Annotated in this window: 13 protein-coding genes; 9 read left to right on the forward strand and 4 right to left on the reverse strand. The window is 64.8% G+C overall.

The genetic code is table 11. From position 1 onward, the window contains the following. Positions 1–28 precede the first annotated feature (28 nt). Positions 29–1,393 (forward strand): wax ester/triacylglycerol synthase domain-containing protein, encoded by a 1,365-nt coding sequence (locus ACQP1G_RS12360; RefSeq protein ID WP_433202483.1) that lies wholly within the window; start codon positions 29–31, stop codon positions 1,391–1,393. Positions 1,394–1,462: 69 nt separating this feature from the next. On the opposite strand, the gene ACQP1G_RS12365 is transcribed toward ACQP1G_RS12360, so the two are convergent. Beyond that, on the reverse strand, positions 1,463–2,719 hold the full coding sequence (locus ACQP1G_RS12365; RefSeq protein WP_433202486.1) for a cytochrome P450: 1,257 nt from the start codon (positions 2,717–2,719) through the stop codon (positions 1,463–1,465). A gap of 106 nt (positions 2,720–2,825) precedes the next feature. Then, the gene (locus tag ACQP1G_RS12370; protein WP_433202489.1) at positions 2,826–3,416 is read right to left on the reverse strand and encodes a TetR family transcriptional regulator; all 591 of its coding nucleotides are present in this window, start codon (positions 3,414–3,416) and stop codon (positions 2,826–2,828) included. Positions 3,417–3,821: 405 nt separating this feature from the next. Between ACQP1G_RS12370 and ACQP1G_RS12375 the strand changes: the two genes are divergently transcribed. Continuing rightward, on the forward strand, positions 3,822–5,276 hold the full coding sequence (locus ACQP1G_RS12375) for a class I adenylate-forming enzyme family protein (protein WP_433202492.1): 1,455 nt from the start codon (positions 3,822–3,824) through the stop codon (positions 5,274–5,276). Between the two features lie 83 nt (positions 5,277–5,359). Here ACQP1G_RS12375 and ACQP1G_RS12380 read toward each other — a convergent pair whose 3' ends face one another. Both ACQP1G_RS12380 and ACQP1G_RS12385 read right to left on the reverse strand, forming a co-directional pair. After that, a complete protein-coding gene (locus tag ACQP1G_RS12380; protein WP_433202495.1) occupies positions 5,360–7,705 on the reverse strand; it encodes a hypothetical protein in 2,346 nt (781 codons plus the stop codon). A gap of 218 nt (positions 7,706–7,923) precedes the next feature. Next, positions 7,924–8,622 (reverse strand): MerR family transcriptional regulator, encoded by a 699-nt coding sequence (locus tag ACQP1G_RS12385; protein ID WP_433202497.1) that lies wholly within the window; start codon positions 8,620–8,622, stop codon positions 7,924–7,926. Positions 8,623–8,888: 266 nt separating this feature from the next. On the opposite strand from ACQP1G_RS12385, the gene ACQP1G_RS12390 reads away from it, so the two are divergent. The 7 genes from ACQP1G_RS12390 to ACQP1G_RS12420 all read left to right on the forward strand — a co-directional run bounded on the left by ACQP1G_RS12390 (position 8,889) and on the right by ACQP1G_RS12420 (position 16,205). Continuing rightward, positions 8,889–9,338, forward strand: coding sequence for a hypothetical protein (locus ACQP1G_RS12390; RefSeq protein WP_433202499.1), 450 nt, complete (start codon positions 8,889–8,891; stop codon positions 9,336–9,338). A gap of 54 nt (positions 9,339–9,392) precedes the next feature. Further along, a complete protein-coding gene (locus tag ACQP1G_RS12395) occupies positions 9,393–10,286 on the forward strand; it encodes an ROK family protein (protein ID WP_433202502.1) in 894 nt (297 codons plus the stop codon). A gap of 309 nt (positions 10,287–10,595) precedes the next feature. Further along, a complete protein-coding gene (locus ACQP1G_RS12400; RefSeq protein WP_433202505.1) occupies positions 10,596–11,747 on the forward strand; it encodes a GAF domain-containing protein in 1,152 nt (383 codons plus the stop codon). Positions 11,748–11,869: 122 nt separating this feature from the next. Then, the gene (locus ACQP1G_RS12405) at positions 11,870–12,874 is read left to right on the forward strand and encodes a conjugal transfer protein (RefSeq protein WP_433202508.1); all 1,005 of its coding nucleotides are present in this window, start codon (positions 11,870–11,872) and stop codon (positions 12,872–12,874) included. Between the two features lie 18 nt (positions 12,875–12,892). Continuing rightward, a complete protein-coding gene (locus ACQP1G_RS12410) occupies positions 12,893–13,153 on the forward strand; it encodes a hypothetical protein (protein WP_433202511.1) in 261 nt (86 codons plus the stop codon). Continuing rightward, complete coding sequence (locus ACQP1G_RS12415) at positions 13,150–13,677, forward strand: hypothetical protein (protein WP_433202514.1); 528 nt, start codon at positions 13,150–13,152, stop codon at positions 13,675–13,677. The genes ACQP1G_RS12410 and ACQP1G_RS12415 overlap by 4 nt, the downstream gene beginning before the upstream one ends. Then, positions 13,677–16,205, forward strand: a complete 2,529-nt coding sequence (locus ACQP1G_RS12420) for an ATP-binding protein (protein ID WP_433202517.1) — start codon at positions 13,677–13,679, stop codon at positions 16,203–16,205. Before ACQP1G_RS12415 ends, ACQP1G_RS12420 begins: the two co-directional genes overlap by 1 nt. The last annotated feature ends 17 nt before the right edge of the window (positions 16,206–16,222 follow it).

Consider the following 16,222-nt stretch of genomic DNA (forward strand, 5'->3'; position numbering starts at 1 on the left):
AGCAAATCGGATCGATGAGAGCAGCATCATGCATGAATCACAGCTGGTGGCCAATGACGCCGCCTACTACTATCTGGCCCGCTCGGGTCGGGTCACCGACTGGCCGATGTGGTGGGTGTTCGATAACGAGACCGGTGCGCCGCCGACCGCCGCGGACATCGTCGGCCACTTCGGCGAACGGGCCGAACTGCTCGCACCCCTGCGCCGCCGGATCCGCGAGGTGCCGGGCGGACTCGGGCATCCGTACTGGGTGGTCGACGACAGTCCGATCGACGCGCACATCGTCACTCATGCTGCGGCGCAACTGGATTGGGCGCAGTGTCTGGACGAGATGGGGCGCATTCTCGCGCAACCGCTGGATGCTCGGGTCAGTGCTTGGCAACTGCATGTGTTTGCGAACGTTACCGGTATCGCGACGCTGAACGGTGCGGGCACGGTGGTGCTGATGCATGTCGGTCACGCACTGATGGCAGGTCCGGCCATGACATCGCTGTCGGAGGCATTGTTCGCTTCGGCACCCCTGCGTATCGAGGGGCTCGCGCCTGCCGCGCGACGTCCGCGCCTTGCCCGCACCGCAGTTGGCGGCGTGCTGCGCTGGCCGTTGCAGGTGCTGGGTTTCAACTTCCGCGTGCGGGGCGAGATGCGTCGGATCGCCCGAGAGGGCGATGACGGCGGGCCGAATACGCCACCGGTCAGCCCGACCGTGCTCAACCGGCGAATCGGTTCGGGACGCGCCGTGCGCACCATCCCCCTGGACCTGCGGGACGTGCGTGCGCCGGGGATCACCGTGACGGCCGTCGGCTTGGCCGTCATATCGCGTGCCATGCAGCGCTATCTCGAAAAACGGGATGGGACATGCCCGGACGATCTCGCGGCATTGGTGACCATCGCGGTGCCGGACGCGGCGGTGATGGGTGTCAATCGCGTCGGTGCCGACGCGGTCGCGCTGGCGGCGGGAGAGCCCGACCTCGCCGATCGCGCGCGGGCCGTCGAGACCACGTTGCGTATGCGCCGCCATTCACCGTCGAGCCGCCGGGAATTGAATCGACTGGCGCTGGTCGACCTGCTGCCGAGCCGTATATATCGGGCGAGGTTCGGTACGCTACCGCCCGCGGACCCGGACGCTCCCGCGCACGGACACACGATCCTGACCAGCATCAAGTGCGAGCCGACCGCCGAATGGTCATTGCTGGGCAAGCCGTTTCGCTTCGCTGGCATGCTGCCGCCGGTGTACCCGGATATCGCTCTGGCGCACTCGTTCGTCGGCGTGGGCGATAGGTTCACCGTATCCGTGGCATGCGATCCGGAGATCGTTCCCGATCTGGACGTTTACTGCGACATCCTGCTGGAATCGTGTCGCGAAGTAGCCGCCGCTCTCAATGGGGCGCAGTAGCGATCGTCAGCGCCCCGGTGCCATAGCCTCGCCACGGCACCGGGGCATCCCCTCGCGACACCAACACGTCTACCAGCTCACCGGCAGCGCCTTCGGCCCGCGCACCAGCAGGCCCGACTTCCATGGCACGTCCTCGATCGGTACCGCCAGGCGCAAGGTCGGGAACCGCCGCAAAAGTGAAGCGAGTGCCACTTGCAGCTCTACCCTGGCCAGTTGCGCACCGAGACAGTGGTGTGCGCCGTGCCCGAAGGCCATGTGCGGGTTACGTTCTCGGGTGAGGTTCAGTTCCTCGGGATCATCGAAGACGGCCTCGTCCCGGTTGGCGGCCTGAGTGTTGACGAACACCGACTCCCCGGCCCGGATGGTGACGCCACCCAGCTCGAGCTCCTGGGTGGCGATTCTGGGAAATGAACCGCCGGAACCCAATGGGACGTAGCGCAGCAGCTCCTCCACCGCGGTCGGAACGAGTTCGGGTCTGCCGCACAGCAATTCCCAGTGCCCGGGCTCGGTGAGCAGCACATAGGTGAAGTTGGCGATCTGGTTGGCCGTGGTCTCGTGGCCCGCGATGAGCAGGCCGATACCCAGGTTGACCAGCTCCGCCTCGCTCAGCCGGTCCTCGTCGTCGCGCGCGGCGACCAATGCGCCGAGCAGATCGTCGGTCGGCTGCTCGCGGCGCTGCGCCACCAATTCGGTCAGATATGCCTCCAGCCCCGCCCGTGCGGCGCTGATCTGGTCGCGGGTGTGCGCGGTGGTGGACAGCACCGTATCGGAGAAGTCGCGGAAGCGGTGCTGGTCTTGTGCTGGGACGCCGAGCATTTCGCAGATCACCGTGACCGGCAGCGGCAGCGCGAGCAGTTGCACCAGATCGGCGGGTGGGCCGGACCGCTCGATTTCGGCGAGCCGCTCGTCCACGATCTGCTGGGCGCGCGGACGCAGCTGCTGAACGCGGTGGCCGGTGAACGCCTTGACGACCAGTTTGCGCAGTCGGGTGTGCTCCGGCGGATCCATGCTCAGTAACGAGCTGCGGCGTGCGGGCTCGGGCGTGGCGCGCGGAATATCCTCGCGGTCAACCGCTGCCGCGCGGCTGAACCTCGGGTCGGCGAGTACCAGTCTCACATCCTCGTAGCGGGTGACCAGCCAGCCATCGCCGCCATAGGGCAGACGGACGCGGCTGATCGGTTCCTCCCGGCGCAGCCGCGTGAAGAGTGGATCCATATCGAGGCGGAACGGGGTGCCGAAGGGGTAGTGGCGTACCTCGTTGTCGACGTGCCCACCCGTCGCCCGGCCGCCACTTCCCATCGAATCGCTACGCGATGCTGCCCTCATCTGATCTCCCTTCCGCAACGCGGACGGTAGGCGCCCGAGTGATGTAAGCGAGTGCTTACAGCTGATGATAGGAAGACTGCATCAACCCGTCAACAGTTGAATCCCGTTACGGCGGTGGGAAATTCACATCGATCCGCTCCAGCAGCACTCGCGCGGCGCGCAGCACATGCTGGGCAACCGCCGCCGGATCGGCGCTGGCCAGTGGTTCTCTGCGGTACACCGACCGCACCAGTCCGATGCCGAGCAACCAGGCCAGCAGCAGGTCGGCGCGCAACTCGGCATCGGGGTCGTCGGTGAGCGCCGAGAGCGCGCGGACGTATTCGTCGCCCAACTCCCGGCGAATCGCCGACGCTCCTTCGTCGTGTCCACTGGAACGCAGCGCGGCTTGCAGCCAATGTCCCTGTGCCGCAGAGCCGCTCGGCTCTAGCGCTCGGGTCAGCAGTCGGGCGAGCAGACCATCGACCGGTCCGTCCTCGAGTACGCGTCGTCCCCGATCGGCGATCGCCGCACGAAACAGTTCGTCCTTGTTGCCGAAGTATCGGAACAGCAGCGCCTGATTCACCCCGGCACGCGCGGCGATCTCACGCACCGTTGTGCGCTCGTAGCCGCGTTCGGCGAACAACTGTTGCGCCGCGGTCAGAATCGCGGTTCGTGTCGCGGCCGAATCCCTTTTGCGGCCGACGTTCTCACCAGACATGTGTCCTCCGGTTGATCCCCGACAGAGCAGCGTAAGTCGCGCGGTGCGCAGGACCAAGTGGATACATGTGCGGCTCGGCCGATCGCGCGTCGGGTATTCGATCGGTTCCCAAAAATGGGAACTGGGATTGTGGGCATGCTCGAGTTGCGGCGGTAATGTTCGGCATCTGGCGCCGCTAAGAATTGGACCTCGATGGTGGTGCTGGAGCTGTCACGATGCGGAAGGCGTTGGTCGCGCGGACTTCGGGTTCCATTGCTCACCTCTTGTTCCCCCTTGCCGGGAGGTGCCGGGGATAACTGCTGCGATCAGCGATGGGTGCCGTTTCGTGACCCCACTCCCGATTGCGGAATTCGCCAATTCCGCAACGGGAGTGGGATAACACCCGCGCCATCGGAAGGACAATTGATGGATGCCCTCGATCGGCCGTTTCTTGTTTCCGCCGATGCGGATCCGCTCTTGTCATTCGGTCAGCTCGAAGCCTGGACCGAATCCGTCGCATGGTGTTTGAAACGCAATGGAGTCGGTTCGGGTGACGTGGTCGTCGCCGAGCTACCCAATTCTCCGGCCTTCGCGGCCGTTATGTCGGCGGTCTGGAATATCGGTGCGGTTTTCGCGCCGATGGATCCGCGGCTGAATGCGCGGGAGAAACAGCAGATCCTGGCGCTGGCCCATCCCAGAGTGGTGGTCGCATCGACCCTCGCGCCGATCGAGTCACCGACGCTGTTGTGGCGCAACCCGTTCGAGCCGCCGGCGGAACTCGAGTGGATCCCGTCCCCGGCCGCACTCGGGCGTGGATGGGTGCCGACGGTGCCCGATCCGCCGGTCCACGAAGGCGACCGGATGATCCTGTTCACCTCGGGCTCCACCGGGGCGCCCAAGGCGGTGGCACTCTCCGAGGCCAATATCGCGGCCGGAATAGCCGCTGTCGCAGATCATTTCGCGCTCACACCGGAGGATCGCACCATCGCGTTACTGCCGTGGGCGCAGGGCCACGGTCTGTTCGCGAACCTGATGGCGACCCTGCGCAACCGGTGCACGGTGGTGCTGCCGTCCGCGGACGAAATGCGCCAGTCGCACCGGTTGCTGGATTCGGCGGCGCCCACCTGGCTCACGGTGATGCCGGCACAACTGGCCGGTCTGACCGCCGGACTGGTGACCTCGCGAAAGCGGGCGCGCGGCATGCGTTTTCTGCGCACCGCCTCGGCCCCGCTATCGCGTCTCGCGGCCGCACGCGCGGAACGGTTGCTCGGCTGCCCGGTCGTCGAGGCATTGGAACTCGCCGAGACCAGCCATCAGGCCGCGGCCGATCCGCCGTCGTGGGAACGGGTGCCCGGCACCGTCGGCACACCGACCGGCGTCGAATTCCGCTTGGCCGGTGCCGAATTAGCGGGCGGGCACGAGCTCGAGGTCCGTGGCACCGCATTGTTCAGCAGATATGTCGGCAATCCGGCGGCCACCGCGGCGGCCTTCACCGCGGACGGCTGGTTGCGCACCCGCGACGTGGCCCGCCGGGAACAAGACGGACGCCTGCGAATCCTGGGGCGGCTCAGTGAAATCGCGCACCGCGGCGACCATGCCGTGGCGCCGGTCGACGTGGAATCCGCGCTGGACGAACACCCCGATGTCGTCTCATCCCTCGCGACGCGGGTACCGCATCCCCGCCTGGGCGATGACATCGCGGCAGTCGTCCACTTGCGCAAGGGTTCGCAGACCACCAAACACGACATCATGCGGCACTGCCACGCACACCTGGCCGACCACCAGATTCCGGGCCAGATCCGCATAGTTGCCCAGTTGCCGCAACTGCCCAATGGAAAGCCGAGCCGTCGCATGGCGGCACAGCTGTTCGAGGTCGGCTGACATACTCTCAGCGATCGGGTCGCAGCCGTGCTGGACAGGTGAACCATTCTGTCCGGCACGGCTTTTCTGTTGAGTGGCTCCGACTAGAACGTCGGTATCGCCTTCGACGGAGTGAGGGTGCTGCTGCCGGTCCAGTACTCCGGCAGCGCCATCTTCTGCAGGATGCTCGATGCGCCCGCAAAGTCCGCGGCTTCGGCGGCGGCCAGGTACTCCCGGCTGAGGTGCACGTTGATGAATCTGTTCATGAGCGCGCCACGATCCCGGGATACGGTGCCGGTCAAGCCGGGCAACGAGTTCCCGGTGCCCGAGACAACATCCCGAATGGCATGAATGACCGGTTCGGTCGGGTTGGTGAAATAGTCGCGCAGGAACTGCTGCTCCGGCGCGGTGAAGCTGCTGAACTGCAGATCGGGATCGGCGAAGCGACGTTCCGCGAGCCGATGCGCGGTCCGCTTGAACAGCGCGATATTGGCCGGGGTCTCGCCCAGTTTGAGCACGCCGAGCGAGGCGATGGCCTGCCCGATATGTTTGTCGCCGTCCCACATATTCGGACCCCAACTCGTGCGGTAGTTGTAGGCCTTGATGGCGTTGGTCCGCATCTCCTTATCGGTGAATCCGGCGCTGAACATGGCGGCTTCGGCATCGCCGAGACTGGCGCCGCGGTCGACCACGCGGTCGATTGCGACAGCGGCGCCCATGGGTGTGTGGCCGTATGTCGCCGCGGCGGATCTGGCGGAGTCGATGATCTGCTCGCGGGTGCGGTAATAGTTGCGGATCCAGCCGAAGCGGTCTGCCTCCACCGCCATTCGCATATTCGCCAGCTCCGCCTGCTGCCGCATCGCTGAGCGGGAACTCAGTGGCGATCGTTTGCGTCCCATGAGGTATTCGGTCACCGGTGAGGCGTTGACCGTGTTGAGCGCCGCGAGTCCGGTAATGAGCCGCTGGGTTCCGGACATGCTGCCTGCTCCCATCATGGGTCCGCCGCCGCCACCCCCGGCTGGGGCGGCATGTCCGGTGGCGAGCACACCACTGATCTGGCCCGCTATCCGACCGGGTGCGCCGGCAAGGCTTCGGCTCATCCTGCGCAGCAAGACGATTCCGACGAGCATGAACGATCCACCGATGAAGATCACCGCGATACCGTGGCCCTGCGCCTGTTCGAATACATCACCGAGGACCAAGGCGTAGATGCCGAGATAGACGGTGAACGCGATCATCTTCCCTGCCGATACGAAGGCATCGACCAGATTACGCAGCAGGAAGGTCTGGCTCGGTCCATAGACGTATCCGCCCGCGGCGAAGCCGAAGATGGCCATGAAGGCGTGATAGATCGCCTCCGCCGCAGCCACCACAATCTTTCCGGACAGGTACACGCCGAACATCAGCAGAACGGCCGCAAAAATCAGCAACAGCAGACCGGTACAGATCTGGCCCGCATTGGGATTCTGGCTCTTCGTGAGCGCCGCAACATCACCGCAACGCTTCATACCGCTGGTGACCTTGTCGTCGCTACCGGCCAACACACCGTCCGACCACGCGGCTCGGCACGCCGGTGAGTCGTCCACGACATGGCCGAAGTTCCATACCTGCAGTGGATAGCGCACGAAATTGTCGGCGAGCGTGCCCTCTATCGAGTCGATCACCGCATTCGGGCTCGGACTCGATTGGCCGTTGAGGCCCGCGGCGACAGCGACACCGACATCGCGCCCCTGCGCGAGCAGCCCGTGCGAGGACAGCACATCGGCCATCGGATGCGCCAAGTAGGGCCCGCTGAACAGGGCGACCCCGATCATCGTCACCACCTGAAGGGTGGCCTTGGAAAAGTATCCGCGAATGACGAACCAGCCGACGGGTACCCCTCCCACGGTCACCGCGAGCACAAGGATCAGGGGCGTGCCGACTTGTCCGGCGAGGGTGTCGGCGACCCGGCTCAACGGCTCGGCGAACAGGTCGAGCCAGCGAAAACTCACCACAAAGTCGATCACCCAGATGCCGGTGACCTCGGTGGCCATGAACCCCGCGAATTCCAGATCGAGCGCGGTCGACAATGCCGCATTTCCGGGATGCAGAATGCTGCCGTGATCCGTGGCGAAGACGTAATTGGCCAGCGGTATGCCGTGCGAATCCCGGACATTCATCCAACCGACGGCATCGATCGTCGAGGACCCGGCGGTAGCGGTTCCCGTCTGCGCCGTCGCCACCGCACCGATCGTCATCGGAATAACGAACAGTACGAATACGCCGAGCAGCAGTCGGGCGGTTATTCGGCGCAGTCGAGTGGCGCCGACCCAGTCCACGCACCGACGGATAACCACACCTGGCCGCCAACGGGCCGTATCCCAGAACTCCAAGTCCGACAACGTATCTCGGCCGACCCTACCGCCCGGGCCGAGTCGCGTGCCAACGAGATCATCTAGTCGTCCGAACACGCATGCAAATATAGTGGTCGGTCGAATATCGAAAACGTATTAGACTCTGGATGATTCGTATAGAACACGTATAGAATTCGGCGGCTGTGACCGGCTGCACGCCAAATCGTGTCGGCACGAGCGAAATCTCATCGCAGGACGAAACCTGAAATCGCAAACCCGATGCGCCGTTCGCGGCGTGAAACATTCGCCGCGCTCCGGAGCGCATGAATTCGATATCAGGACGGCGGCAGTTCGGAATGTCTGGCGAAGGCCTGATCGATCAGCTCCGACGTCGCGCGGGTGGCGATCAGCCGAGCGATGGCCAACTCCGATTCGAGTTTCGCGCGGTCCTTCGGTGTGCGCCCGGACTGTTCGTAGGCCTGGCCCGCCAGGAAGTAGAACAGTTGGGTCGCATACTGATCGGCGATCTGATTGCAATCGGCTCTGAGTCGCTCGATCAGTTCGAAGGCGTCGCGTGCGGTGATACCCGCATCGACGAGTCGGGTGGTCAGGTCGCCGCAGCGCGGATTGGTCACCCGGTATGCCTCGTGCGGATCGGCGCTCGCGGCGAGTGCCTGCTGCACGTACTCGGGAAGTTCCGGGGGCGCATGGTTGCGCTGCGCGTGGGGAGAGCCGGGTGCGGCAACCGTCGTCGGCTCGGAGGGCTGGTCGTTGACGCCGAGCACCTCCGCCAATCCGTCACCACGGTCCCATGCCTCGAGCAGTTCCCGAATCCCGTTCAACTTCATGCCCCGACTGAGCAGGCGACTGATCGTCTGCAGTCGATTGAGGTGATCCGACCCGTAATAGCCGATGCGGCCCCGGACATCGGGGGATGGGAGGAGTCCTCGTTCGTGGTACACGCGGACGCTTCGCACGGTGGTATCGGCCGCCCGCGCTAGCTCGTCGATCGTGTACTCGGACTCAACAGCCATATCCATAGGAAACCACAATTCGCTCCTCAGAGGATGGCTCGTGATCAAACGTGCCGTTAACTAACGATACGCCAGCATCACATCTTGGTCAACGTGCCGTTAAGTGGCGGCAGAAGCGATTGCCGAGCGGCCAATCGTGGGTTAACGTTCGTGGACCAGCAATCATCGCTGGCCCTTCCGGGGACTGTTGAGCAGCCCTGATGACCGCCCGACCAATGGGCTCGCACAACGGAGTTGGCGCGCCCTCGGCATCCCCGGAGACGGCTATGAGCATCACGCAATCTTCCCTCGTCATGGAAACCGTTGCGACGGCAAAGGTTTCGACGCTTCCGACTTCGTCGGCCCATCGACCGCCCTGCGCGGACGGTCCCGACGACTGGGATCTGGACGTCGGCACTCCGGACTCGTGGCGTGCGGCAATGCGAATCTGTGACAGCTGCCCGGTGTTCGCGAAATGTGAACAGTTGGCGCAGACACTCATCGAGCGCGGTACCGGCCCCCGCGCGATGATCTGGGCCGGAGTGCCCTATGACAGTGCGGGCAAGGTCGTCGCGGATCTGGACCGCCATCGCATTACTCCCCTCGACCACAAGCGGCCGCTGCGGATCATCCGAACCGGCTCGCGTCCCGCACCCGCCGATCCGGTTCCGGCGGCGCCGCGGCGCCACATTGTGCTGGGTCGTCGGCTGGAGCCGACCGGAACCGGCGCGCACTGACCTATGCTTTCGTCCACTGTTGACGACGTACTTCATCCTGGCGGTGTGTAACTCATGACAATGTTGGCTCTGGAGATCGGGCCGGATGGCTTTGCGGCGAGTCGGGTGGCCGACAATGTCGGCGAGGACGAGATTCGGCGCGCTCCGATCCCGGCCCGTGCGGCCTGGGACAGCTGCCGTGACCTGCTGCTAGAGGCCGCTGGCGGCGAGGATGTCACCCGGGTGGGAATCGGCTCCGCCGGCCCGCTCGATATGGCCGCCGGCGTGGTGGCACCGCCCGGAATCGCCGAGTGGGGGACGGGTTTCGGGATCGTGGCGGCGGTGGAGAAGCTGTTTCCGAACGCCATCGTCCAGTTGGCGCTCGACGGCGTGTGTCTGGGCTTGGCCGAGCGTAACTTCGGTGCGACCAACGACGTACTCGATGCCCTCGCGGTGATGGCCTCGGACCGAATCGGTGCCGGGGTCATGGTCGGTGGTTTCGTGGTGGTCGGTCGGACCGGAAATGCGGGAAACCTCGGCCATGTGCTGGTGCCCGGCTTCGATGAGCCCTGCGAATGTGGGGGACGGGGCTGTCTGGAGGCGGTAGCAGGCGGAATCTCGGCGGTGAATTGGGCACGCGCGCAAGGCTGGCAGGGCACCTCGGTCGACGACCTGGTCGGTCAGGCGCTGGCGGGTGACGAACTCGCGGATGCCGCGCTGACCCGGGCCGGAACGGCGCTCGGCCGCGCAATCGCCTCGGTGGCCGCACTGCTCGACCTGGACTTGGTCGTCCTGGGCGGCACGCTGGCGGCGCCGGGCACCTCGCTCTGGAAGGCGCTCGGCGCTGCTGTCGCGACGCATGCCCGACTCGGCTATCTCACCGGATTGCGGGTCGTGCCATCGGAACTCGGTGTGGTGGGTGTACTGGCGGGTGCCGGTGTGCTGGCGCTGACGGCGGGAGAGGGCTAGCCCGTCGCGGTTGCAGGGGTGGAATCAGGGCCTGAGACCAGCGCTTTCGTCGCTGGTCTCAGGCCCTGTCCGGTGATTTGCCGCAGCTCGCGCGAACTGCGCTGAGCTGTGGGAATTCTGACGTCTGTGCACGCGTTCTTAAGCGCACGTTAAGAAAAGACCGCTTGGTGAACTTCGGGTGGCCCCGTCATGCAGACTGCATCTGATGTCGACATCCCTAAACCTGTTGAATGAGCCGTTATATAGCGGTACATTGACCGTGTCACACAGGTGGCGGCTTCCGACGAACGGCTGGTACGGGCAAGTGCGATGACAAGTGGCGCAGTAAATCCATGGATAACGATCGAGACGTTGACGCCCGAAGCGATGTCGGTGGCGTCGGTGGGAGATGCACCGCGTGGATTCGCCGACTGGCAGCGTGTACTGCAGCGGCTGCTGTCGCGGACCCCGGCACTGTACGACAGCCTCAAGACCCGGAGCCTGATCGATGCGATCCGGGCGGCGCGCGACGAGGCCGAGGATGTGGATCTGACGCTCGCGACCGGTTCGGGGCCGCACGCCCTGCGGATACGTCCGGTGTTCGGACCGGGTGGCGACGTGCACGCCGTCCGCTTGTGGATGGGCTCCGTCGCGGCGACCTGCCCGGAATTACCGCCCGCGGTGGGTGCGATCTGGGACCTCAATACCCAGACCATTCAGCAACCGATCGGTGCGACGCGGCTGACGGGGAACTCTGCCGAGCAGCACGTGCCGGTGATATCGATCGCGGAGTTGTTCCATCGGATCTCGGCCTTCAATCGACATGCCGAGGTCCTGGATCTGCTCTACAGTCCGAAACCCGGTGACAAGCTTCAGTTCGATGTCACGGTGACCGATGGTCCTGAGCGGCCGGGGCGGTGGCGGATCAGTATCCGAGCCCGCGACGACGCGCGCACGCAGGGCGCGTGGTTGTTGATCGAAGATGTCACCTCGGATAACGAGCAGTCGGAGTGGCCGACGCTGGAACGGGTCGGATTGCGCGAAGCCCATCGGCGGGCCGGAACTCATCTCGCGATCATCCAGATCGAGCGCGCCAGCATCTCGCACTGGCTCACGGATCCGGCTCCCTGGATTCGATGGGACTATCTGTTCCGGCCGGTGGACGTCTTCCATCCGGATGACCGCGTCCGTTTGATGGCGCTGAGTGATCGGCTGCAATCCGGTGATACGGCGGGTGTTACGGTGCGGGCCCTCAACTACGGTGGCGGTTACACCCCGACATCGCTGCTGCTGTACCCGTATCCGGGCTATCCGAGTCGGCAGCTCGCGATCGCCCAGCTGGTGCGCCTCGCCGATGACATGCCGATGCTGGAATCCGGGCGCCACTCGCTGGAAACCCCGCAGGGACAGGCGCCGATCGGGTACGACGATCAGCTGCAGTATCGGCTCACGCATCGCTTGAAACGTAGTCCTGTGTACTGACCCGCTGTCCCCAATGTTGGGAACGATGACGGCGGCTGGAAATGATGGTGCTCTCTACCATTTCGGGAGTGCGGACAATGGTTGGCAGATCGACGGATTCGGGCGATGAATTACTTCGCCGAATGGTCGCACGCCGCCGCCGCGACAATGTGATCGTCGCGGTGCTCGCGGTGCTGGCCGTTCTCGGTGGCGGGCATGCGATCCTCGATTTCTTCGCCTCGGATCCGCCGCCTCCATCCGACAGTGCGACGCCCGCAACCATCGGCCGCGCGCAATTGGCTGGCTCCTTCGCTCAGCAGTTCATTGTGACCTATCTGAGTTCTGTTGCCGGACAACAGGATCGGCTCGGCGAATATGTCGGATCCAGTGCCCAGCAGATCACCTTGCCCTCGACGGCCCGGCAGGTATCCGATCCCTCCGTGGTGTACGCGTCGCGGGTCGGGAGCTTCGACACGCTCGAGATCTGGTCGGTGACCGTATCGGTCCGGGTGGGCAAGTCCACCACCACCGCCGCCACCAGTTCTACCGGCACCACCGCCACCGCCAGCAACAACAACGCCGGTTCCGACGCCCGTCAGTTCTATCGGGTCGGGGTATCGGTGCTCAATGGTCGACTGCGGGCGCTTGCGCTGCCCGCCCTGGTCGAACCGCCCAGCCGGGGCGCCGACCTGGCGCAGGCATACTCCGCACCGTGCACCGCGGATACGCCGCTCGCGCAAGTGGCATCGGGCTTTCTGACCACCTATCTGACGGGTAACGGCGATGTAGGCCGTTACGTCACCCTCGACGCCGGTATCGTCGCACTGCGCCCGGCCCCGTTCACCGCCGTGGAGACCGTCGCGGTCACCTCGGACGACAACAGTTGTGGCACAGCGCGTTCGCATGCGCAGGTGCTCGTCACCGTCAATCCCAAGGCCGACGGCGGGGCGGTCGCGACGCTCGCCTATCCGCTGACCATGGTCCGTGACGGTGGCCAGTGGCAGGTGCAGTCGGTCGATGCCGTACCCGCGATGACCAACCCGCCTGCCGTGATCGCCGACCAGCAGAACTCGCACGAAAGTGCGCCGAGCTCGACGACGTCGGTGCCGTCGACGACGGTGCAGATTCCGCGGGCTACCCAGAACTGATACGAAAGAGGCACGGCCGTGGGTAATTTGAGCGCCATCCTGTACAACATCCTGATGTTCGTCCGCTGGGCGGGCCTGATCCTGATCACCATCCTGAGCATGGGTGTGCTGATATCCGAGGCGGCCAAATCCAAGCTCTCGCCCGCGAAGATCCTCGCCGTCGCCGGATCGGCCCTGCTCGCCGCGGTCCTGTTCTGGATACTTCCGACGCTGGTCAACTACGCGCGCACCGACTCCAACATCGTGGTCCCCGATCACCCCATCGGTGGCTATCGATGACCCAGGTGATCAAGGTCTTCACGCCGATCAAGCGGGTCCCCACCATGATCGGCAAGGCCCAGAACGGGCAGAAGCTGCCCTTCGGGCCGTACACCCTGCCGCAAGTCGCGTGCGCGGTGGTGTTGATGGTGATCACCTCGGTATCCGCGATGGCACTTCCGGTCAATCCGGCGGTCACCTTCGTGGTGGGGCTGGTGCTGACGATCGCGGTCATCTTCGCTGTCGGACTGGTGCCGTATACCGGTGTCCGGATGACTTCTCGGGCGCTGTGGGTGGGGCGGCTCCTCGTAGATCGCAAGCCGGTGTCCGCATCCGGTATGCCGGTCAACGCCGATTCGGCGCGCCACACCATGTTCATCGAAGAGTCCGTCGTCGTGGTCCTGCCGGATCGCCCGGCCGCAACAGCGGCGGTCGCTAAACCTGATATCCAGTTGCTCGATGTGATCGGCGTTGGCGGCAGCGGGGCGGACCTGCGCAACTGGATCAACGGCAACGGTGGCCCAGCATCGGAAGGGAGCCGCTGATGGCATTCGGACGAGATCTGCAGCCCACTGCCGCGATTCGCGGAAATCTGCAATTCACCCATTCGGGTCTGGTCACCGCGACCTACTTCATCAACCCGCTCGGCTACGGGTTGCGCAAGGCGGGTGACAAGCACGACGTGAGATTGGCCCACCAAGCGCTGATCAACAGCTTGCCGAGCGGTTCATTGCTGCTCGGGATCCAGGCGCGGCTGAATACGATCGATGTGCTGACCAAGATGGTGGAGGGCGTCGATCTCGACGAATGTGAGGATTACGCCGACGAGGTGGTCGCCTCGTATGAGCGAGTCCGCGCAATCTCACCGCAGACCCGGATCTTCTTGCTGACAATTCCGGTCGGCACGGCGAACTCCGGTATCTCGGCACTGTCGCGTATGTGGCGCGGCAGCACTACCACGATCGATGCGACCGCCATCTCGCGCGCGGACCTGGATGGCTACGACGATAAGGCGAACGAGATCCTGTCCAGGATCGGCGGCGATTTCGATCCGGTTCCGGTGCCTGCCGCACTGTTCCAGTGGTTGTGGGAGCACTATCTGTCGCGCGGCGCTGCGGGCGATCCGGTGGCCCCGACGCGGGTCGGCGCCCTGGATGACGCGACAGCGGCCGTGTTCTCCTCGGCGGCGCTCGACGAGGGCGCGCAGGCCGACAGCAATCGGCGGATACGGCCGTCGTTCGTCCCGGTGATCAAGGTCGTCCAACCGGATTACGAGTATCGCCCGTCCTATCAGGCAATGCTCACCCCGCATTCGTTCCCCTACGCGGGCATGCGATTTCCCGGTGGCAGCGAATTCCTCAATGTGCTGGAGGGGCTCGGCGACGTCACGGTCGACTGGGGGATGCGGGTGTCGACCAAGCCCGCGGACCAAGTACTCAAGAATAACGAGCTGAGCCTGCGCCGACTCGGTGAGCAGATGGATCAGCGCGACCAAGAGGTGTCGTTCGCACAGAATACGCTCACCTCGAAGGCGCAGATGCTGGGCGAATACAACCAGCATTTCGAGGTCAACGGTGGTGAGGCGGAGGTCTCCTTCACCACCGTCATCGCCATCGGTGGACCCTCGCGCGATGTCACGATGGACGCGGTCAATACGCTCAAGCGCCGCTACAAGCGATTCCAGGTCGATATGACGGCCCCGCTCGGCACCCAGGTCGATCTGTGGTCGATGCTGGTGCCCGGGAGTCCGTCGCGGCGGGCATTCGACGATTTCGCGCATATCGTGCCCTCCGATATGTGGGCGGGTTTCGTCCCGTTCATCACCAGTCAGATCGGCGATGACAGCGGCCCGGTGATCGGGATCAATCTTTTGTCCGGCCAATACGAGCCGATCCATTTCGGCATCATGGAGGCCGCGCTGCACGATCTGTCCGCTTCGTTCGCGGTCACCGGTGAACTCGGATCGGGCAAGTCGTATTTCCTCAAGCTCATGGCGGTGCTCGTGCACGATATGGGCGGGCAGTTCCTGGCCATCGACCGCAGTCAGGTCGGTGAATGGGCGCATTTCGCCGCCGCGATCGACAATGCCGTCGTCATCGATCTGGCGAATCCAACGGTGTCATTGGATCCGTTGCGCATGTTCGAACCGAGAATCGCCGGCGAGCGGGCGCTCGACTCGATTCTGCCGCTGCTGGATCTGTCGCCGACCTCCGGTGCGGGTGCCGCCGCGAGCAATCTGCTGACGGCGCGGGGCATTGCCGAACACGGCATCCGCAGTCTGCTGGATCTGTTCCATGTCGTCCGGCGCCTGCGTGATCAGCCCGGCAATCAGGAGGAATACGCCGACCTGGCCGCGCGCCTCGGCACGGTTGTCGAGCGGGTGCCGGTGCTGTTCGACCCATCGCTGAAACCATTGCGGCTCGATGCCGCTGCCACGGTCATCCGCAGCCACCAGTTGGCGCTGCCGACCGCCGAGGAGCTCACCACCCCACATCTGTACAACCGATTGCCGCTGACGAAACGACTCGGCACCGCGCTCTACGAACTCGTCGGTGTCGCCGCCCGAGAGGCATTCCTCACCGATAACGGGAGATTCGGACTGCTGGTCGGCGATGAGGCCCACCATTTCACGCAGACCCAGGTCGGCTCGGCGGTCACTTCGGACTTCAGTCGAGACGGCCGTAAGCATCTGGCGGCGATCGGGTTGGCCTCGCACGATCCGGCGACCGACTTCCAGGGCGCGGCGCACAATCTCATCCCGAACCGGTTCGTCTTCCGTCAGCGCGATGAGACCTTGGCGCGCAACAGTTTGGAATGGCTCGGCGTCGATTTGGAGGAAGCGCCGTTTCTGCTGCAGATCCTGCGGGAGGAGACCTCCCCACCGGTCGGTCCCGGCCGTCAGGTGCCCGAGGAACGCCGCGGTGAGATGTTCATGCGTGACGCGCTGAACCGGATCGGCCGCGGCAAGGTGCTCGGCCCGGCTCGGATCGATCGGGCTACCGCGATTACCAGCACGCCGAACGCCGGCGGGGCCACACGCACCGCTGCTCCGGAGAGACAGGCAGTCCGGTGAAGTCCGGTACCGGTCGC

The organism is Nocardia sp. CA-107356 (assembly GCF_050946365.1).
Lineage (GTDB): Bacteria > Actinomycetota > Actinomycetes > Mycobacteriales > Mycobacteriaceae > Nocardia.